Here is a 21,899-nt window from a genome sequence, read left to right as displayed (position 1 = left end):
ATAATGAACGATGAATGGATGCTAAAAAGGATCGTTTGATAGTATAAAAATAGATCAAATGTGATTTTTTACTAATTATTTGATAATAAATAAAGAAGGAGATTTCTAATATGATAAAAAACGAGCAAAAAAGACCGGAAAAGAGTGATTCAATAAACGATCCTTTTTTGATAGCTCGATGGATTGCAGCTTTTTTGACGGGCGAATTGACGGAAGAGGAGAAGGGTGAGTTGGAGGCCTGGCGAAAAGCTTCGGAAAAGAATGATGATTTGTTTGAACGTATTGTAGATGAAGAGAATCGTAAGTTAAAAAGAGCTCAGTTCACCTCTTTCAATAAAAAAATGGGATGGGAGAATTACCAGGAAAAACAATTTCGGAGAAGACAACGAAAGTTCCTTTCGCGTTTTTTACCTTATGCGGCCGTGGTTATGATCTCGTTGAGTGGTGCTCTTTATTTTTTTATTAACCGGGAGCCGGATAAAAAAGTATCTGTTGCACCGATGAACACGATTCTTCCGGGAACTCCTAAAGCCATATTGACGTTGGCCGACGGCCAAAAGATCGATTTGGAGATCATGAGCGGAGCGATCAAGACGGAAAAAGAGCAGGCTTTTATTTATAATACCGGCCAGCAGCTTACTTATAGCGATACTTGCCTCGCGGAGATATCGGATACGGTGGCTTACAACGAGATCACGGTACCGAAATGCGGAGAATACCAATTGAGCCTGAGCGACGGTACGTTGATTTATTTGAATTCGATGACTAAAATTCGCTATCCGATCCGGTTTACCGGGGAGACAAGGGAGGTGGAACTGGAAGGAGAGGCTTACTTTATTGTGGCGAAAAATACGGAGAAACCGTTTATCGTAAAGACAACTTCTTATGATGTGACAGTTTTGGGAACCCAGTTTAATGTTTCGGCCTATACGGACGAAGCGAATGTGACCACTACCTTGGTACAGGGTACCGTGGCGGTTTCCGGCAATAAAATCGACAGAGTCAGACGATTGATTCCCAATGATCAATTTGTTTTAAACAAAACTACGGGCCAAACGGAATTAAAGCAGGTGGACGCCAGCTATTCTACAGCGTGGAAAGACGGCAAATTCCGTTTCCGGGATGTTCGTTTGGAAGATATTATGCGGGCTGTAGAACGGTGGTATGATGTCAAAGTTATCTATGAAGATGAAGAGGTAAAGGATTTCCGTTTTGGGTTTAACATGGGACGCCATGAAATGATAGAGCCTCTATTAAGGATATTCGAGTTAAACGGTAAAATAAAAATTCAAAAGGAAGGAAAAGTTTTAAAAGTAAAGCGGGATCGATAAAGAACAGGAGATGCCGGTAACATCTCCTGCCTAAACCATCTCGCTCGAGCGAAATAATCTATTAATGCAATTTAAAGAACAAATTTATGAAAAAAATTCTGATGTCTCTCCGGAATCCATCCGGAAGATTAAAAAAAGCATGGGTTATGTCAAAATGGACTCTATTATTTGTTCTTCTGGGGATGTTAAATGTACATGGGGCGGTCTATTCCCAGAATGAACGGCAGGTAACACTTTCAATGAAAGACGCTTATTTGAAAGATGTGATTTGGGCAATCGAGCGTCAGACGGCTTTTATTTTTATGTACAATCAAGAAGATCTGGACAAGGTGGGGAAGATCGATGTCGAACTTAAAGCTTCCAAAATCGAAGAAATCTTAAAAGTTTGTTTGAAGGGAACGGGATTGACTTACGTGATTCAGGATGCGGTGATCGTGCTGAAACCAGTCGCTCCCGACGACAAAGTAAAGGAGATCCGCATTGTTGGAAAGGTGATCGATGAAAAAAAGCTTCCCTTACCCGGTGTAACCGTTCTGGTAAAAGGAACGAGATTGGGAACTGCTACTGGTTTCGACGGAAAATATTCGTTGAAATTGCCGGAAAGGAAAGACATTGTGTTGGTCTTTTCATTTATGGGAATGGAGACCCAGGAGATCAAATACGCCGGCAAAGACACCATCAACGTGACACTGAAGGAGGATAAGGTCAAACTTCAGGATGTGGTCGTAACCGGATATTTAAACGTCCGGAAAGAGAGCTTTACCGGCAATGCAACCACTGTAACGAGAGATCAGTTGATGAAGGTCAATAACAAGAACGTGATAGCGGCATTACAGGTTTTCGATCCCTCTTTTAGAATCAAAGAGAATAAGTTATGGGGATCGGATCCGAATGCTTTGCCGGAATTTAATATTCGAGGCGAATCTTCCATAGGGCAACAAAAAGGGTTGGATATCGAGAAGGAACGAAGGACTCAAAGAACGAATCTGAAGAATAATCCCAACTTGCCGATTTTTATTTTAGACGGTTTTGAGGTAGATGTACAAAAAATCTACGATATGGATATCAACCGTATCGAGAGCATGACCATATTGAAGGATGCTGCCGCTACTGCCATGTACGGTTCGCAAGCTGCTAACGGAGTGATCGTGGTAACTACCGTAGCTCCGAAACCGGGAGAGATGCAAATCTATTATAATTTTTCCGGTAGTGTGGATATGCCCGACCTATCCGATTACAATCTTTGTAATGCAGCTGAGAAATTGGAGGTGGAACGTTTGTCCGGTTTGTATACTTCCGATAATCCGGATACCCAAATAGATTTGACGGCTAAGTATTACCAGAAATTGAAAGAGATACAGAGGGGTGTAGATACCGATTGGATGTCAAAACCTTTGCGTAATGTTTTTGGTCATACTCATAGTTTGAATTTATCAGGTGGTGTGGAGAATATTCGTTATAGCCTCGATTTGAATTATAATGAGGGTAAAAACGGAGTGATGAAGGGATCTTACCGGCATATTTATGGGGCGGGATTGACGTTTGATTATCGTGCCGGTAAATGGTTACAATTGTTGAATACGGTCAGTTATTCGGTAACTCGTTCCGAAGACTCTCCTTACGGACAATACACGGAGTATACGAAAGCTCAGCCTTATTCTGCCATTTATGATGAAAATGGGAAATTGATCAAAGAAATTGAAACGGGCGTCAATACAACGATCAATCCTTTGTGGAAGGTGGCTAATCTGAACAGCTTCTTTAATAAAATGAACCAAAATGATATCACGGATAATTTTCAGTTGAATATCGTATTGATAGAAGGTTTACAGTTTAAAGGACAATTTGGAATCCGGAGCGTAACTTTCAGAACGGAGAATTTCACGGACCCTGCTGATCCTTTCTACTCGATAGCGGCTGCTGAGGATAAAGGAGAATTGCGAAGAAGCGATAATAAAAACTGGAATTGGAACTTGAAAGGTATGTTTTATTATAATCGGGCGATAAACAAACATTTTATTAATGCAACGGCCGGAGTAGAGGTTTCAGAAAATCAATCCGAAACGACGTCTGTTACCTTAAATGGCTTCCAATTGGGTAATATGAATAAACCGCAATTTGCGGCTAAACAGCCGAAACCGATACAGGAAACGGAGTCTACCAGCCGTAAAGTTGGTTTCTTGGCATCCGTAAACTATTCTTATAACGATGTTTATCTGTTCGACGGTTCTGTCCGATTAGACGGTAGTTCCGATTTTGGAAAAGACAAGCAGTTTGCTCCTTTCTGGTCTGTCGGCGGCGGTATTAATTTTCATAATTACGCTTTTTTGAAAGACCATTGGTTAATCAGTCGATTGAAATTGAGAGCAACTTACGGTTCTACCGGAAATGTAGGTTTTGCTCCCTATTCGGCGATTACAACTTTCCAGACGGCTACCGATACTTGGTTTTATACGGGTCCTGCCGCTAGCTTAATGGCTTTGGGTAACCCGAGGTTAACCTGGCAAACAACAGATAAATTTGATATCGGATTGTCGGTAACCTTCCTGCATGACCGAATCTTTTTGGAAGGATCTTATTATCATAATAAAACACGGGATTTAATAGATGATATGAATATTCCGACTTATTCAGGATTCTCTTCTTATAAGGTAAATTCCGGTTCTACTCTAAACGAAGGTTTTGAGTTAAGCATGAATGCAACTGTGTATCAAAACAACGACTGGATGGTGACGTTGAATGCCAATTTAGCTTCAAACAAGAGTAAGATTACAGCCTTGGGAGAAGAGATGAATACTTATAATCAGAAGATTTTGGCGGAGTATGAGAACGATCGTACAGAATATGGCGATGTATTGAGTCGTCCTGTAGCCTTCTATTATAAAGGGAAATCTTTGAGTGCGATCTATGCAGTGCCTTCGGACGGGATAGATCCTGCTAACGGAAAAGAACGGTTTATCAAAAAGAACGGGATGTCCACTTATACTTGGAATGCTAATGATCAGGTCGTCGTGGGGGATAATAGTCCAGATGCACAAGGTTCTTTTGGGGTGAATCTTGCTTGGAAAGGGATCACGATGAGTGCGTATTTCGATTATCGATGGGGGGGACAAACCTATAATTCGACTTTAGTAGATAAGGTGGAAAATGCTCAAATCTCTACTGAAAACGTGGATAAACGGGTATTGTCTGCCCGTTGGAAACAAGCCGGAGATATGGTTCCTTATTATGATATCAGTAAAAATCCGACTAAAAACCCGACCAGTCGTTTTGTTCAGGATGATAACCGTTTGGATTTTACGAGTCTTTCTATCAGGTATGATTTTAATTCCGAATTGATTCGGAAATGGAAAATGAGAAATTTAAGTATTCTTTTTAGTGCAAACGACCTGTGTAAATGGAGAAGTGTAAAGGAAGAACGGGCTATTAATTATCCGTTTGCAAGAAGTTTCAGTTTTACGGTAAATGTAGGATTTTAAATAAAAGTAAATATGAAAATGTATGTTAATATATTCGTGTTGGCCCTTGTCGTAATGTTTTCCTCCTGTAAGGATTGGTTAGACGTTACTCCGGACGGCCAAGCCACGGAAGGAGATTTGTTTTCCTCCGGTAATGGCTATCGTTCCGTGTTGAACGGATTATATAAGGCCATGGGTAATACACAATTGTATGGAATGGATTTAACCTATGGAATGATCGATTGTATGGCCCAGATGTACGATTTGGAGACAAACGGGGCCTTTGCGAATGAAAAATATAAGGATGCTCAGAAATTTGACTATAAAAGTTCGAATCTATCCGGTTCTATAGAGGATATATGGGCAAAGGCTTATAATATTATTGCTAATGCCAATGCTTTGATTCAAAATATCCAGAATGCTTCTGATAATATATTTGCGGAAGGAGAAATGGAACGTAAAATGATATTGGGAGAAGCGTTTGCTTGTCGCGCTTTGATACATTTTGAATTGTTGCGTTTGTTTGCTCCGGCTCTTGTAAATGATGACGGACGTACTTATATTCCTTATATAGATGCTTATCCGACACTCCAGACCGGAAAATTAGGCGTAAAACCCGTTCTGGAGAAAGTAATTACCGATCTGAAAACAGCGCGGGAACTAACAGCTGTATTTGACACGACTGTTGTCGGTCGAGCTGTGAATATTGTGGGAACAGGACGTTTTTGGAATCTTTTTGAGGTTAATGGCGCAAGTATAGACAAATATATTGACGGTTTTCAGAGTGAACTGGTAGATGATTTCTTTAAAGGAAGGGGATATCGATTGAATTATTATGCCGTAACGGCTCTTTTGGCCCGGGTTTGTCAGTATGCCGGGATGGAAAAAGATGCATTCGATTATGCCGAAGAGGTGGTAGGATTCAAAATGAAATTGTTAGATGGAAGAGAAATATCCATGTTTAAGGATGATTTTTCCGGGATAATGGCAGTGGATGGGCATATGACTGAAAGTTTTGAAAAGAGGAGTGATTTAAAAATGGTATCTAACCTGATATTTGCGGCTTATGATAAGTTAGCCTACGAGAGGGATGGTATTTATAAAACTTATTGGACCGCTTCAGTTATTCCCAATTGGTTTCAAATATCGGATTCTTATTTTAAACGGGGAGATGTGGATGAATCCGAAACGGATTATCGTTGGAGATACTTGATGTATATGGGGAACTATTTATATCCTGTATCCGGTAAATGGTATCCTCATCAGAATGATGTCCGTACGCAGGAGAGGTGTGTGCCGATTTTTCCGGTAATACGTGCTACGGAAATGCAATATATTATGGCAGAATACTACGCTCGTAACGGAAATATTGGAAAAGCTTACGAAATATTGAATGCTATCCGTGAAGCTCGTGGTATTAGGGGTAGTTCGTTATCCGGTTTGTCATGGGCAGAATTTCAGGCAGATTTGATACATGATGCTCGGAGAGAATGGATATCGGAAGGGCAAATGTTTTATCTCTATAAGCGTTTGAATGCCGGTTTGAAAATCGGTGATCAAGTACGACCGATGACTCGTGATGAATATTTATTACCTGTGCCTGCTGATATAAAATGATAATTAATAAATCGGATACGATGATGAAAAAATATATTTTACTATTGATTTGGATTCCTATGTTTTTGATTTCCTGTGATAAAGAAAACATAGAGGTATTTCATGGGACAACCCAAATCTATTTCGATAAATTCTATATGAATGCGATAAAGCCTGGAACGGAACAGGCAGATTCTACCGTAATGTCGTTTTTCTTTTTTCCGGAAGATACGAAAATGATCGAGGCTTCGTTGGTGGTTAATCTATCAGGGACTCCTTTGACTTCCGATCTGAAATTCGGCTTAAAAGTGATAAAAGAGGGTACTACGGCAAAGGCGGATGAGTATAAATTGGATGAATATTATACTTTTCATGCGAAACCGATTTCTTCGGGACAATTGGAAATTAAAGATACGATACATGTAAAACTTTTGTATAGCGATCGATTGAAAGATTTGGAAGAGGGTGTAAGGTTGGTAGTTGAATTAGTACCAATAGATGGTCTTCAATTGGGACAGTACGAACGTCGTCGGGCCGTGATTATTTCTACTGCCCTCGAATCACAACCGGAATGGTGGACCCAGGAAGTGGAAATAACGCTTTTAGGACGTTATTCGCAAAAGAAATATAAACTGTTTTTACAACATGCTGACCCCAAAGGGGAATTTAACGAAGAGTTGATAGAGAATCGTCCGGATTTGGCCCTCGAATATGTATTGAAATTTAAAAAATGGTTGGCCGATAATCCCGGACAAACGGATCAATATGGAGAAATAACGGTGGAAATTTAATAATTAAAAAAGATCTGTTATGAAAAAACTAAATATATTGTTTTACTTGTCTTTCTTCCTTTTAATCGGTTGTTTGGAAGACGAAGGAAATTATGACTATAAAAATATCAAAGAACCGAAATGGTATGCCGATCCTATAGCACAACCGATAAGTGTTTATGGCAAAGAAGGAGAAATTATGGAATTTCGCGGGCATAAAGCTTTTAAATGGGAAACCGATTCGGCTCAACGGGAAAAAGAGGTCCGGTATGAGTGGGTTCTAAAAGGGGTTGTCATAGGGGAAGAAGCTGATTTTGATATAAAAACCGATTCGGTGATCAAAAAGATCAATCTGACAGAATTCCCGGCAGAAAACGAATACCTGTATGGAACGTTTACGATTATCGATAAGGAAACGGATACCCGTTTCATCTCAAAGGTAACTTATTTTATTACGGCATCGAGGGGATCAGGTGATTGGTTTGTATTGGCGGAAGACGGGGCGAATGCCAAATGTTACTACATCGACCGTATGGTGGATCAACAAACGAACAAAACAACGTTTGAAATTAAGGATTCTTACGATAAGGCTAACGGAGAAAATATTCCGGGTAAACCGTTGTTTCTGGCTTATACCAGAACAGCTAGGAATATCGGCCCGTTAGGCTCGGGAACCATCATCACGGATAAAGTAGCTTATGAATTTCGTTCTGAAAATTTTTTGAAAGTCGGGGAGTTAAAAGACCAGTTTGGCGACGGAACTCCGGAGAATTTTAAACCGTTGGCTCGTGTGGATGCATGGGAGAGAGAGGCAAGTGTGGGTAGAACCACACTCCTTACGACAGAAGACGGACGATTATTCAGGAGACAAATGTCCAAGAATAATTTAGGAGGAGATTTTATCAGTACCCCTTATTTTTTGGATGAGAAAGGATATAAGATTATGAAATTCGGACGAAAAGTCTATGGTCTAAGTTCATTTCCTTGTTATGATGAAAAGAATAGCCGGGTGGTAATGATCGTTTTTACAACGAAACAACCGGAGGGAGCGATGCCTTGGGATCCGAGCTATCAAACGAGCAAATTACTTCCGGTACTTTACTCTTCGTTCGTGAGCGGATGTCCTGAAGTATGGAATATGCCACAAGGTACTAAAATGCTGGATATAGGGACTAACGGAACTGAAGGAGGATTTATGGGATCTCCTTTAATACTAAAATCTACATTACTCTATAATTTGAATGGTAAAACATGGTATGGAGAGTTCGGTGTGAATGCGACGACGGGAGAAGTGGTACAGGCTACTGCCGGATGGGGGCCCTTCCCGGGAGCGACTCTTTCCAAATTGGTTGAATGTCCTACGAAATTACCGGATGATTCGTTTGTTTTATCTGCTTCGTCATACGAGTTACCGATAATTGTTTACACGGATGGAAATGCGGTTAAGTATATAGATAAAGACAGGGAATACAAGAGCTTCACTTTGGTTCCGAATTTTGGAGAGAAGGTAACTTTTGTGGGATGGGATGGCAATTATCAAGTTCTTGTAGTTGGAGGAATAAATGGAAAATTGGCTTTCTATAACGTAGTGGATAGGGATGATCCGAAATTGATGAAGGCGGAACAATTGAGTGGTAAAGTAGTTTCAGCTAAAGAAATCACAACGAAAGTAAGTGGAAGTGAATACTAAATTTCAAGAAAAGTTTGTAAAATGATAAATCACATTGTATGGAAGAACCAATTTTAAAGTTAGAACATTTATCCCATCGTTATAGTGTGCAGTGGGCGATACGGGATATCGATTTCGAGATTACGAAGAATGGTATTTACGGATTACTCGGCTCCAATGGAGCCGGGAAATCCACGACCATGAATATCATGTGCGGGGTGTTAAAGCAGACGGAAGGGGATGTATATATCAAGGGGGTGAGTATACGGGAAAATCCGGTGGAGGCAAAACGCCATATCGGTTTTTTGCCGCAGGTGCCGCCTTTGCATCCGGATCTGACAGTATGGGAATATTTGGAGTTTTGCGCAGAGATCCGGCATATCAGGGATCGGGAGGTACCCAAGGCGATAAAAGAGGCAATGGGACGTTGCGGCATCTCTCATTTTGCCAAGCGGGTGATCCGGAATCTCTCCGGGGGGTACCAGCAACGGGTCGGGATTGCTCAGGCGATCATCCATAACCCGGAGTTCGTGGTATTGGATGAGCCGACAAACGGGTTGGACCCGAACCAAATCGTGGAGATCCGCCATTTGATCAAGGAGATTGCTGAAGAACGTACGGTGATTCTCTCCACGCATATCTTGCCCGAGGTTCAGGCCACCTGTGATTATATCCGGATGATCGAGCAGGGAAGTATGGTTTTCGCCGGAACGGTAGATGAATTTGATAATTATATTAAACCGAGTACGATTCTGGTTTCATTGGGGGCCATGCCTCCGACAGAGGAGATCGAGGCACTTCCGGGAGTAGTCCGGGTGGAAGAGCTGGGAGGCCCCCGTTTCCGCGTACAATTCTCGGATGCCCGGGAGGCGATGGATCATATCGTGGAAGCGAGTTTCACACGCGGCTGGCAGTTATCGGAGCTTCAACAAGAAAAGAGCTCTTTGGATACGATTTTTGCCGAATTGTCTAAAAAATAATTGATTAAATTTATTTCGTTAAAGATGAGAACAATATTTAAGTTAGCAAAAACAGAACTGAGAGATCTATTTTATTCTCCGATAGCCTGGTTAATTCTTATTATATTTACTTTCCAGACCGGTATGCTGTTTTCCGGAATGATTCATAATTTTGCAGTAGCGCAGGAACAAGGGGCAGAATATGGAAATTTGACTTATTATTTATTTGCCTCTTATAATGGTTTATTTGCTAGTGTACAGTCTTATCTGTATCTTTATATTCCTCTGTTGACCATGGGGTTGATGAGTCGGGAGTTGGGTAGCGGCTCCATTAAACTGCTCTACTCTTCCCCGATCACGAATACGCAAATTATTTTGGGTAAGTATTTAGCCATGTTGATTTACGGGTTGGTGTTGATCGGCGTGTTGGTGGTGTATGCTGCTTATGTTGCTTATACGGTTCAAAATGTGGACATCACACTTATTCTTTCGGGATTGTTGGGAGTCTATCTGTTATTATGTGTTTACGTATCGATCGGATTGTTTATGTCCAGTTTGACTTCTTATCAGATCGTGGCAGCCGTGGGTACGTTGGCTGTTTTGGCAGCTTTGACTTATGTAAAAGGGATGTGGCAAGGTATTCCTTTGGTTCGGGAAATTGCATATTGGTTCGGGCTTTCCGGTAGAGCTTGGGCTTTCGTGGGAGGTTTGGTTTCCACGGAGGATGTACTTTATTTTTTCGTGGTAGTCGCTCTCTTCCTTTTTATGACCATTATTCGTATGCAAACAAGGCGCCAAAAAGTGAGCTGGATGATTTCTTTGGGTAAGTATATGGGAATTTGGATTTTAGCTATAGCATTGGCTTATGTATCTTCGCGTCCGGTATTTAAGTTCTACTATGACGCCACTCAAATGAAGATAAACACGTTGACGCCAAATAGCCAAGAAATTATTAAACGCGCTACCGGAGGGTTAACCCTCACGACTTACGTGAATATTTTGGATAAATTTGCTTATATCGGTGATAATGAGAATTATATAGCTGATCGTGGTGCATTTGAACAGTATATTCGTTTTAAACCGGAGATTAAGATGAAGTATGTTTACTATTACGATACGATTAAAAATGATCGGTTGGAAGGGCAATATCCGGGAATGACATACAAGGAGAAAGCGGAAAAAGAGATCGAACGAAAAAAGATGAACCCGAAAAAGGTGTTGAGTCCGGAGCAGATTCGTGCGCAAATTGATTTGGTTACTACCGAGGGAAACCGCACAACTCGTTTGTTGGAACGGGAGAGCGGAGAACGAACATTTTTACGGATGTTTGATGATAATGATCAATATCCTAGTGAAGCGGAAATTTCTGCTGCACTCAAACGCTTGGTAATGGATAAATTGCCCGTAATTGGTTTTTTAACCGGACATGGAGAACGGGAGACCGACCGACCGGGAGACCGGAATTATTGTATGTTCACACATACGCCTTCTATCCGTGCAGCGTTGATTAATCAGGGGTTTGATTATAAAGATATCCGTTTGGATCAAGAGGTACCGGCAGACGTGAATATCATGGTGATCGCCGAAATGAGACAACCCATGACAGAGGTCGAGAAAGTAAATTTTGATAAATATATTGCCCGGGGTGGAAATTTGATGATTATCGGAGAGCCGAAGCGTCAGGAGGTGATGAATCCGTTGGTGGAACAATTCGGCGTAAAGTTTATGGATGGCTTTTTGATTCAACCTTCAAAAGACAAGAAATTGGTAGAAGAGGGTAAAGATAACGGCAATTTAGGATTCTTGGTCGGAATGGTGGCCCCTGCAAACCCGCTCGACTTGATTATCACCCGACCGACAGAGGGTGCCAAAAAATTGAGTTACGTGTTTAAACAAATGCATCCCGGTTTTGTGATCACGATGCCTAGTACGTGCGGTTTGGAATATTCCGAGGATAAAGGTTTTAACGTTACTCCCTTGTTTATGTCCGATTCTACGTGTTGGAATGAAGTGGAGTCTACGGATATTGTAGATCAGGTGGTTGAGTGTAATCCGAAAGCCGGAGAGGAGCAGAAATCTTATGCCGTCGGATTGGCTTTGTCCCGTGAGATGGGTGAGCGGGAACAAAGAATTATCATATTGGGGGATGCCGATTGTTTGAGTGACGGAGAGTTTAATCATAAGCGGGCAATGATATGGGCTACCAATTATGTTCTTGTTCAGGGCGGATTCGATTGGTTGTCAAATGGAGAAGCCCCGATTAATATTACTCGTCCGGCTTCAATAGATAGAAAACTTTTTGTATCGGCAAATGAAGCGGAAGTTTTACAATATATGCTAATTGGGGTATTCCCAGGGCTCTTACTCTTGCTCTACCTGTTTATCTGGATCAGGAGAAGAGGTCGTTGATGACTTTTTATGATTAGAGATTGTGTTATATGTTAGAGAATAGATTTCGAGATTAGTGATTAAATGTCAGGTGATGAAGGGATTGGGAGATTTGACGAGTCTCCTGATCTCTAAACACCGGATCATAGATTAAAAGATTTACGATTTCGGATTTTAGATTCACAATTTAAAGATGATGATATTGAGTGATAATATAAAGCTATTTCAGGACAAGACAATTGCTATTGGATGATTATCGATAACGAACATATCGTAGTAAATGATCTAAAAATAAAATAGTAAGGTGAATTAAATTGTGTAGAGTAAGAATCGTAGTGTGAAGGGCGAAAGAGGCGAAAGTTCTTTCGCCCTTTTTGATTCCCGGCTAAAAAGATTGACAATGAAAATGATTCAAAGATTAAGAGAGAATTTACGATTTCGGATTTTAGATTTACGATTTAAAGAGGACGAGATCAAAACTCAATTATAAATCGTAAATCATAAATCAAAAATTAATTTGTAATTTACAATGAATGATGAGAATTAGATAATTCTGAGATTAAAAGATTTAGTGATTAAAAAGAGAGAAGGAGGTATTTTATTAAAGAATCGGCCGAGTACAATGTGATCTGAAAATAATTCGAAGGAGGATAATGACGGGGAAATATAGTCCTCGATAGAATGAACATGGAGATGATAGAGAAAAATTCATCTTCGAAATTAAATTTCTACTAAACATTTAAATTTTAAGATCATGAAAAAGATTGTGATGTTATTAATGGTTTCGGTATTCTTCCTGATGGGAGGAGAGTTTGATGGAGTGGCTCAAAGTAATGAAAATGGTACTCCTCAAATTATAAGTGATGCTCGTGGAGAAATAGTTGTAAGAGCTGGGAATACTGCTCAATGGTCATATGAACTATTAAACTTAGAAAATTGGAGTTATGCTGCGTTATTTGTTCAACGTCCTGGAGAGCAACCTAAATTTATTATTTATTTAGATTGTAATGGAAATATTCATAGAGCAAATCCTTCAGATTATAGATTTGATATATCTTATAATTATTATAAAAATATTATTTATGTAACCTTGTCTAATGCTCAGGCTTCTGATGAAGGAGTTTACTATCTCATGGTGAGAAAAGGGACAACAGACTATTTTTCTGCTGGTGATCAATTAACCGTGCTATATCTTTGATTCCGATAATATTTCGGTAGCACTTCGGGACGGGGTTAAAGTGCTATCAATTAATGCATGTAAATAATAGATTAAGAGATTCTGTTGCAGTTAAATCATTTAATCACAGAATCTCTTAATCACAGAATAATTGTCAATCTACAATTTAAAATTTACAATAGATGTGTGGTGTTAACTTAAAAATAAAATAGTATGAATTGGCGTGATTTGATTTTGGTAGCGGTATACGAGCTGAAGCAGCAAAGCCGGAGCCGGACGTTTTTATTTTTCGTGTTGCTGGCCCTGATCGGGGTGGTGGGGTGTCATGCGTATTGGCAAGGATGGGGGAATAGCGGTAACTGGAAGATGGTGGCGTTGCCTTGCTCCATGCCGTTGGTGAATGCTTACCTTTTCGGGGTGGTACAGTCGGTTTTTTTGATCGTGATGCTGGCGGATGTGCCCCGGCGATTGGCACGGACGGGGGCTATAGAAAGTCTTTACGCCCGTCCGGTGGGGAACGCAACTTATTACTGGGGTGTGATCTTGGGAAATCTTATGCTTTTTCTGCTGGTCGATATCGTCGTGATCACGGTTTCTGTCTTGGCGGTCAATTTAGCAAGTTTAGCCCCGTTGAGTTTAAAATACTACCTTTTTTACTTGTTGACGTTGACGATTCCCTCGTGGGTGTTTGTCGGCGGGTTGACGTTGTGGTTGAGTTATTTGTTCCGTTCCCGTGTACTGGCGATGGTGATACCCGTGTGTTGGTTAGTGGGATCGATCTTCTGGCTGCCTTATCAGGTTCACGGTACGCTGGATTATATGGCGGGCGGGATCCCGAATTTGTTCTCGGGAATCACGGGGCACGTGAACCCGTGCGGCTATTTGTTGCACCGGTTGACGTATTTTTTGGCGGGGACGGGGTTGTTAGTCTGGAGTGCTGGAAAGATGAAGCGTTTGTCGAATGGTACGGTTGGTTTAAGGCTAAATCGTTGTTTAGGTGTTTTTTTGGTAATAGCCGGGTTACTCTGCGGCATGGCGTTGGAAAATTCCTATTACCGGGATCGGCAGGTACGGACGGACTACCGGGATAGTTTCCGGCGGAATTGGCAGGAGAGAACTTGCCGGGTGAGGAGTAATGCGATCACGTTGAGACAGGAGGGTAGGAAATTGAAGGCGAAGAGCGAGTTGACGGTTTATAACCCGGGGCGGGAGGTGCTGGATCGGGTCGTTTTGGTTTTGAATCCCGGTTTACGGGTAACGGGTTTACGGTCGGGAGGAAGCGATTTGGCTTACCGGCGGGATCACCAGTTTATCCTGATCGATCGTCCTTTGGGAGCGAGGGATTCTTTACGCGTGCAGGTGGCTTACGAGGGGAAAATCGACGATCGTTTTTGTGATTTGCACTTGAGGGATACGGTGTACGAGAATCCTTTTTCTAACGATCGTTTTTTTGCCACGGGTCGTCGTGGAGCTTTTGTAGAAAAAGAGTTGCTTTTATTGACCCCTGCCTCGGCGTGGTACCCGGTGGCGATACCTCCCGTGAATCCTTTTATGCCCATGGCCACGGGTCGGGATTTTACCCGTTTCCGGTTGGAGGTGGAACACCCGTTGCAAAAGGAGATTATTTCTCAGGGTCAGAAGTTTAAAGCGGAAGGAACCATTACGTTCGTGTGTCATAATATGTTGAACGGGATCTCTTTATGCGGGGCCAATTATCAATGTTATACCATCCCGTTAGATGAAGCATTTGGTTTGCGATTAAGTACCGAAACTCGGGATAAACGGTTTGTGAAGAGTTTATCCCAAATAAGTCAGGTCGATTTTATCTCCTGGAAGGAATTTCCGCTTTTGAGCGCATTCGGAAGTTATCGATCAGGGAGTTGGTATGAGCCGGAGACTCCGTACCTGAACTTGTTGGAAGTTCCGGTGTCGTTCCGTTCGGATTCTCATGCGGGAAAACCGGAGGCCGGGTTAGTGGAACCGGGGATGATATTTTTGCGGGAACGGGGATTTGATATGAATATTGTTCAAGTCATGGCTATCGATAAAATTGAAAACGAGGAGGTTTTTTCGAAGGTCGTTTATGCCCTGTATGACGGAGTATTCTTTTCTAAGCGGAAACAACAGGATAGTCATCCCTTGATGGATCTTAAGAAGAAAGAGACAATGTTTGGCTGGGATTATTCGGAAAATGATAATAACGGCTCTTCTTTGAATGAGGTTCAACGGGTTTGGGTGCACGCTTTAAGATATCCTTTCATGGGGAAAATATTTGAGGAATTGTTTTCAAAGAATTTCAGTACGGGACGGGGAATAACAAAAATGTTTGCTCCGATGAGTGTGAAAAAGGAGGATAACGGTTTTTTTATCGGACGTTCTTTGACGGATATATTATCGGAGAACGAGAAAGTCGAGTTATTGGATAAATTGGAGGATTTATGGATTCGATTGACCTTGGATATCCCGGGACAGGAACTGAGACAAAGTTTGGATAGTTTGTATCGTTTCCGGATGGGGGAAGTGGATTATGATTCCCTGTTACAGGCATGGAGTGTACGTTGGGGGGTAAACGTGGAGGATATCATAACGGATTGGATTACCACGAAGAACGAACAATATTTTAAAGTGAGAGATGCCGTGAGTTATTTTGATCCTGCTTCCGGGCGTTACAAAACCGAGGGAATGATTATGAATGCCGGGAAATACAGGGGGATTGTTTCTATAGAATACGGTCCTTTGAATAAAATGCAACGTAGTGTTTGTTGTTTGGAACCGGGGGAGGTAAAAGCTTTTGTTTTTGTGACCGATGGACCTGTTATGTGTATCAATACCGGCTTATCGGCTAATCGTCCGGCGGTTTTTACTTTAGAAAACAGAAAAGCTGAGGTATTGGAAAAAACCTGGGAGTTGATACAAGAGTGGCGTCCCGTACCGGTATCCGAATTTCTGAAAAATGAAAATCCGAACGAGTTTATAGTCGATGATCAGGATGCCGGATTCGAGGTAAAGAACGGTAATCTCTCGTGGTTCCAGAAGGGACGGAAGGCTACTCCCTTACTTGTAGGTTACACTCAAGCGGGAGGAGATGCCAGACGCTGGCAGCGAGTGATAGATGCCGATGCTTGCGGCGATGCTATCCGGGGGTATCATTATATCGGCGGCGGTTCCGGAAAGTCTACCGCGACATGGCGGGCGGATATTCCGGAGGCGGGACGCTACCGGGTCATGGGAAAAGTATATCGTGTCTACACGCGACCACCCGAATTTTCGGACTCACCGTCGGGCGGAATCTCTTTTGACGATTCCGGAATTATCTACTATTACACGCTCTCTTTCGGGGAGCGGGAGGAGAAAGCGGAGGTCAGTTTGGATGCAGAGCTATCCGGGTCTTCGGGCTGGGCCCTTATTGGAGAATACGATCTTCCGGCAGGCGAGGTGAGTGTAACTCTCTCGGATAAGGAGGTACGTCGGCGGAAAGAGGTGGCTATCGTGGCGGATGCCGTGAAGTTTATAAAATTGAAATAAGAAGTTATTATTTAAATAACATTTAGGTAGCACTTAGGGACGGGGTAAAGTAACGATTGCAAATGATTTGCGATTTTGAATCATGATGTTTTATGTATGGACGAAAAAGTTTTGTATTTAATTTTTCGAATCTGTTTCAGAAAGGTCTGGTCTGGAAATTTAATGTGTTTGCATAGGTGTGGCTAAGGCTTGACGATATAAATTCCATATGATGATTTTAGGCGAAGGATTTGGTTGCTTTTATTTGACCGGAATTATATCGTATTGTAACTATATTAGTAGGATGGGATTGCATAAATTGAAAAATGTATTCCTGTCCTGCTTTGTGTTTTTCGATAAGTACGATGTCTATTTTCGGGGTAACAGTTTGATTTAAAGATTTAAATATCTATATTAGTGAGGCTAAACCTAAATTGAAAGCTTATGAACACGTGTTTGTCCTTTCACGTGGCGGTGTACGAGATAAAACAGCAGAGTCGAAGTTGGATCTTTCGTTTTTTTGTCTTGTTCTCGTTGATCGGGATCGTGTCGTGTCACGTTTACTGGCAGGGACAAGGTGGTGTGAACTGGAAGATGATGGCTTTGCCTTGCTCCATGCCTTTGGTTAACGCTTACCTGTATGGCGTTATTCAATCGTTGTTTTTGGCGGTAATGATGGCGGATATTCCCCGCCGGTTAAGTAGGCCGGGAGCCCTGGAGAGTTTACAGGCTCGCCCGGCAGGTAACACGACTTTCTACTGGGGAATTATTACTGGTAACCTCGTTCTTTTCTGCCTGGTTAATGTCGTGGTGATTTTGCTTTCCGTTCTTGTTGTCAATTTAACCAGTCTTGCCCCGGTGGGGTGGGGTTATTACCTGTTTTACCTGTTGACGTTAAATATCCCGTCTTGGCTGTTAGTGGCAGGTCTCTCCTTGTGGATCAGTAGTGTTTCCGGTTCCCGTTTTTTGTCGATCAGTCTTGCCGTGGCGTGGTTGATCGGTTGCTTGTTCTGGTTGCCTTACTTCCAGCACGGGACGCTCGATTACACGGGTAGCGGCGTTCCTAATTTATTCTCGGGTCTGGTGGGACACGTGAATCTTTCCCGTTACTTGTTGCATCGTTCGATTTACACGTTGGTCGGCCTGGGCTTTTTGGCGTGGGGTGTAAAATACATGAGGCGCTTGCCCAACCGGTCGAGCACCCGGAAGCGTCATGCCTCGGGCGGGATCTTGCTCGTTTTGGCGGGCCTCGGTTGTGGCGTTTTGCTGGAATACTCTCATTACCGGGACCGGTCGACTCGTGAAGATTACCGTTCGAGTTTCGAGCGTAACTGGCGCGAGGAAACCTGCCGGGTAAGGAGACACGCTATCCGATTGCGTCAAACGGGCAAGGGGTTGAAGGCGGAGAGCGACCTGCTGGTTTATAACCCCGGGAAACGGGATTTGAATCGAATCGTCTTGTTTTTAAACCCCGGTTTGCGTGTCTTGTCGGTGAAATCCGGGGAGAACGCCTTGTCTCACGACCGTGACGGGCAATTTGTTTTGATCGATCGATCTTTGGCACCGGGGGACACTCTATCCTTGCGGCTGGCGTACGAGGGGAGGATCGATGACCGTTATTGTGACTTGCACCTTTCGAGCGAGGAACACGAGGACGTTTTTCACGGGGATCGTTTTTTCCCGACGGGTCGTCGCGGTGCTTTCGTCGAGCATAATTTGCTCCTGTTAACCCCGGCCAGCGGTTGGTACCCGGTGGCCATTCCCCCGGTTAATCCTTTTATGCCGATGGCAACGGGTCGTGATTTCACTCGCTTTTCTTTAGTCGTGGAATCTCCCCTCCAGAAAACGGTAATCTCTCAGGGGGTACCGGGGAAGACGGGAGATGAAATTCGTTTTACCAGCCGGAACCCGTTGAACGGAATCTCGTTATACGGTGCTAACGTTAAAGACTATAACTTGCCGGTAGATAAAACGTTCGGTTTCCAGGTTAATTTGACCGGGTGGGGAGACAGGTTGAGATCGATTTTCTCGGGCGCGAGTCGCGAGGCTTTCTCCAGGTTGAGTAAAAATCCCCCGATGTACTGGTACGATTACAGGAACTTCCTGTCGATGTCGTGGTATGAACCGGGGTGGCCTTATCTTTACTTGTCGGAAGTGCCGGTTTCTTTTCATTTATTCTCTCACGAGGGGAAATCCTCGGGTGGACTGGTAGAACCTGGGATGGTCTTTTTTCACGAGCGGGGATTCGACCTGGACATGACCGGGGTGATGAAGGCCGGTAAGGTCAAGACCGGGGAAGACTTTTTATCAGCATGTGATGACCTGCATAGCCGGTTGATTGACGGCGTAATCAGGCAGCGGGGGAGTCATCCCTTGTTGGACCTCGGCCGGCAAAAAGTAAAAGTTACTTACGTGGCGGATAGTCCCGTGAGAACACTTGGTGCGGAATCGAATGTTTGGGTTTATTCTTTAAAATACCCGTTCATGGGTAAAGTGTTTGGAAGGTTAGAGAGACAAACACGTGTTATGAATAAAAGCCAGAGTATATCCGGGATGATTTTTGCCGGTCAAAAATCGTTTCACGATTATTTCACCGGTCGAACCTTGCTGGATCTTTTATCGGACTCGGGTTCGGAGAGGGGTATCAGGAACCAAGTGTTTCACATGAAGACACAGGATCTTTTGATCAGGTTGACGTTGCGTGTTCCCGAGAGGGAATTGCGGTATTGTTTAGATAGCTTGTATCGACACGCTCGTGGCGAGATAGATTATGACTCGCTGCTGGAGAGGTGGGGGACTCGCTGGGGATTTGACATGAATAGTCTTGTAGAGGATTGGATGGCGACCAGGCACGAGCAATATTTTAAAACGAGGGACGAGGTGGTGCTTTACGATCCCGTTACCGGGCTTTCCAAACTCGAGGGAAAGATCATGAACGCCGGTAAGACGGGAGGCGTGGTCTCCATCGAGTACGGTAGCGTCGCCGAGATAGATCGTGTCAGCTGTTATATAGAGCCCGGGGAGGTGAAATCTTTCTCGTTCGTGGTGAAGGGGGACTCTTTTCACTTGAATACCTGGTTATCGACGAATCGCCCGAGTTTTTTTCGTTTTCCCGCGAGGAAGAACCGTGAGGATGGAGAACCCTGGGAACTTGGCGGGGAATGGCGCACTATCCCGGTAGAAGAATTTCTGGCGAGCGAGAACAAGAACGAGTTCGTGGTAGATGACCAAGATGCCGGTTTCGAGCTGGTGGACGGTAACCTCACCTGGTTTCAAAAATGGTTCCGGAAGGCACCCCGTGTGCGGAATTTCCAGGATGGAGAGACCTCTCGTTGGGAACAGGTGATCACGATGGAGGCGGAGGGAGACTCGATCCGGGGATGTTACTGCATTGGCGGGGGAGAGGGTAAATCGACAGCCACGTGGCGGGTAAATCTCCCGGAGGCGGGACGTTACCGGGTAGTGGCGAAAGTGTATAGACGATCTCTTGTACGCGGGCCTGGCAGACCGGGAGGAGTAGTTTATCATTACACGGTTTTCCACGGGGATAAAACAGAGGACGTAGCCGTGAATTTAGATATCGCTATACCCAAGCATATAAGCTCTCGTGACTGGGCCTTGCTTGGGGAGTACGATTTTCCGGCGGGGGAAGCGAAAGTGGTGCTTTCCGATAAGGAGGTTCAGAGAAGGAAGGATGTGGCTATTGTGGCGGATGCGGTAAAGTGGATAAAAATAGAATGATTAAAGATATAATGATTGAGTGATTTAGAGATTGGGTGATTGGAATGATTTACGATTTCGGATTTTAGATTTACGATTTAAAGAGGGTAAGATCAGCATTTAATCATAAATCGTAAATCATAAATCAAAAATTAATTTAGAAGGTGTCGGTTGGGGGGACAAAAAAACCGCTTCTTTTTGGAAGCGGTTTTTTTATATAAAGACTTTGATTATACATGTCCTTGAGCGCACATAGCTTCAGCAACTTTGATAAAGCCACCGATGTTGGCACCTTTCACGTAGTCGATCTTGTCTCCGTTTTTACCGAATTTAACGCAAGTATCGTGGATGTCTTTCATGATCTGAGATAATTTAGCGTCTACTTCTTCAGCAGTCCAGCTATATCTCATAGAGTTTTGGCTCATTTCAAGACCAGAAACGGCAACACCACCGGCGTTAGCAGCTTTACCCGGAGCGAAAGTAATGTGATCGTTAGCGTATTTAACGGCCTCAGCGGTACAACCCATGTTAGAGGTTTCAACGATCATCTTACATCCGTTAGCAACTAATTGTTTTGCATCTTCTTCGTTCAACTCGTTTTGGATTGCACACGGGAATGCGATATCGCATTTAACTTCCCACGGTTTACGTTTCGCGAAGAATTTAGCACCGAATTTCTTAGCATACGGTTCTACAACGTCGTTGTTACTTGCGCGAAGTTCCAACATATAGTTTACACCTTCTTGAGTAAGACCTTTTTCGTCATAGATATATCCGTCAGGACCAGAAATGGTAACAACTTTAGCACCTAATTGAACTAATTTCTGAGCGGCACCCCAAGCAACGTTACCGAAACCAGATAAAGCAACTACTTTACCGGCAATTTTTTCACCCTTTTCTGCCAACATATGTTGAGCAAAATATACGGTACCGTAACCGGTAGCTTCCGGACGTACTCTTGAACCACCGAATTCACGGTTCTTTCCGGTTAATACACCGACAAATTCGTTACGAATTCTCTTGTATTGTCCGAACAAGAAACCGATTTCACGACCACCTACACCGATATCACCGGCAGGTACGTCGGTATCAGCTCCGATGTGTTTGCAAAGTTCAGTCATGAAGCTTTGGCAGAAACGCATTACTTCATTATCTGATTTTCCTTTCGGGTTGAAGTCAGAACCTCCTTTACCTCCACCCATAGGAAGAGTCGTCAAAGAGTTTTTGAAAGTTTGTTCGAATCCCAAGAATTTCAAACCGCCAAGAGTTACTGACGGGTGGAAACGTAAACCTCCTTTGTACGGTCCGATAGCACTATTGAATTGAA

Annotated in this window: 11 protein-coding genes; 10 read left to right on the top strand and 1 reads right to left on the bottom strand. The window is 43.0% G+C overall.

The window, feature by feature from the left end:
* Nucleotides 1–110 precede the first annotated feature (110 nt).
* The 10 genes from QZR76_RS12070 (at nt 111) to QZR76_RS12025 (ending at nt 20,593) form a co-directional block, all read left to right on the top strand.
* Nucleotides 111–1,331 (top strand): FecR family protein, encoded by a 1,221-nt coding sequence (locus tag QZR76_RS12070; protein ID WP_294143077.1) that lies wholly within the window; start codon nt 111–113, stop codon nt 1,329–1,331.
* Nucleotides 1,332–1,417: 86 nt separating this feature from the next.
* Nucleotides 1,418–4,810 (top strand): SusC/RagA family TonB-linked outer membrane protein, encoded by a 3,393-nt coding sequence (locus QZR76_RS12065; RefSeq protein WP_294143076.1) that lies wholly within the window; start codon nt 1,418–1,420, stop codon nt 4,808–4,810.
* A gap of 12 nt (nt 4,811–4,822) precedes the next feature.
* Complete coding sequence (locus QZR76_RS12060; RefSeq protein ID WP_294143075.1) at nt 4,823–6,406, top strand: RagB/SusD family nutrient uptake outer membrane protein; 1,584 nt, start codon at nt 4,823–4,825, stop codon at nt 6,404–6,406.
* Between the two features lie 20 nt (nt 6,407–6,426).
* Nucleotides 6,427–7,176: a DUF4843 domain-containing protein gene (locus QZR76_RS12055; protein ID WP_294143074.1), complete on the top strand. Its 750-nt coding sequence runs from the start codon at nt 6,427–6,429 to the stop codon at nt 7,174–7,176.
* 19 nt (nt 7,177–7,195) lie between these two features.
* The gene (locus tag QZR76_RS12050) at nt 7,196–8,845 is read left to right on the top strand and encodes a PKD-like family lipoprotein (protein ID WP_294143073.1); all 1,650 of its coding nucleotides are present in this window, start codon (nt 7,196–7,198) and stop codon (nt 8,843–8,845) included.
* 38 nt (nt 8,846–8,883) lie between these two features.
* Nucleotides 8,884–9,804 (top strand): ABC transporter ATP-binding protein, encoded by a 921-nt coding sequence (locus QZR76_RS12045; RefSeq protein ID WP_294143072.1) that lies wholly within the window; start codon nt 8,884–8,886, stop codon nt 9,802–9,804.
* Between the two features lie 24 nt (nt 9,805–9,828).
* Nucleotides 9,829–12,192: a Gldg family protein gene (locus QZR76_RS12040; protein WP_294143071.1), complete on the top strand. Its 2,364-nt coding sequence runs from the start codon at nt 9,829–9,831 to the stop codon at nt 12,190–12,192.
* Nucleotides 12,193–12,925: 733 nt separating this feature from the next.
* Nucleotides 12,926–13,369, top strand: a complete 444-nt coding sequence (locus tag QZR76_RS12035; protein WP_294143070.1) for an immunoglobulin domain-containing protein — start codon at nt 12,926–12,928, stop codon at nt 13,367–13,369.
* Nucleotides 13,370–13,561: 192 nt separating this feature from the next.
* On the top strand, nt 13,562–16,873 hold the full coding sequence (locus tag QZR76_RS12030; RefSeq protein WP_294143069.1) for a hypothetical protein: 3,312 nt from the start codon (nt 13,562–13,564) through the stop codon (nt 16,871–16,873).
* A 423-nt stretch (nt 16,874–17,296) separates the two neighbouring features.
* The gene (locus tag QZR76_RS12025; protein WP_294143068.1) at nt 17,297–20,593 is read left to right on the top strand and encodes a hypothetical protein; all 3,297 of its coding nucleotides are present in this window, start codon (nt 17,297–17,299) and stop codon (nt 20,591–20,593) included.
* Between the two features lie 209 nt (nt 20,594–20,802).
* Here the strand turns inward: QZR76_RS12025 and gdhA are convergent.
* On the bottom strand, nt 20,803–21,899 hold a 1,097-nt coding region (gene gdhA / locus QZR76_RS12020; RefSeq protein ID WP_294143067.1), incomplete at its 5' end, for an NADP-specific glutamate dehydrogenase.

Origin of the sequence: uncultured Sanguibacteroides sp., assembly GCF_900543425.1 — a bacterium.
Taxonomy (GTDB): Bacteria; Bacteroidota; Bacteroidia; order Bacteroidales; family Marinifilaceae; genus Gabonibacter.
The sequence above is the reverse complement of the archived record's forward strand: the minus strand, read 5'-3'. Positions and strand labels throughout refer to the sequence as shown.

What these genes read in the sequence shown, in the direction of transcription:
- QZR76_RS12070 (WP_294143077.1), top strand. Translation starts at nt 111, where the DNA reads ATGATAAAAAACGAGCAAAAAAGACCGGAAAAGAGTGATTCAATAAAC.
- QZR76_RS12065 (WP_294143076.1), top strand. Translation starts at nt 1,418, where the DNA reads ATGAAAAAAATTCTGATGTCTCTCCGGAATCCATCCGGAAGATTAAAA.
- QZR76_RS12060 (WP_294143075.1), top strand. Translation starts at nt 4,823, where the DNA reads ATGAAAATGTATGTTAATATATTCGTGTTGGCCCTTGTCGTAATGTTT.
- QZR76_RS12055 (WP_294143074.1), top strand. Translation starts at nt 6,427, where the DNA reads ATGATGAAAAAATATATTTTACTATTGATTTGGATTCCTATGTTTTTG.
- QZR76_RS12050 (WP_294143073.1), top strand. Translation starts at nt 7,196, where the DNA reads ATGAAAAAACTAAATATATTGTTTTACTTGTCTTTCTTCCTTTTAATC.
- QZR76_RS12045 (WP_294143072.1), top strand. Translation starts at nt 8,884, where the DNA reads ATGGAAGAACCAATTTTAAAGTTAGAACATTTATCCCATCGTTATAGT.
- QZR76_RS12040 (WP_294143071.1), top strand. Translation starts at nt 9,829, where the DNA reads ATGAGAACAATATTTAAGTTAGCAAAAACAGAACTGAGAGATCTATTT.
- QZR76_RS12035 (WP_294143070.1), top strand. Translation starts at nt 12,926, where the DNA reads ATGAAAAAGATTGTGATGTTATTAATGGTTTCGGTATTCTTCCTGATG.
- QZR76_RS12030 (WP_294143069.1), top strand. Translation starts at nt 13,562, where the DNA reads ATGAATTGGCGTGATTTGATTTTGGTAGCGGTATACGAGCTGAAGCAG.
- QZR76_RS12025 (WP_294143068.1), top strand. Translation starts at nt 17,297, where the DNA reads ATGAACACGTGTTTGTCCTTTCACGTGGCGGTGTACGAGATAAAACAG.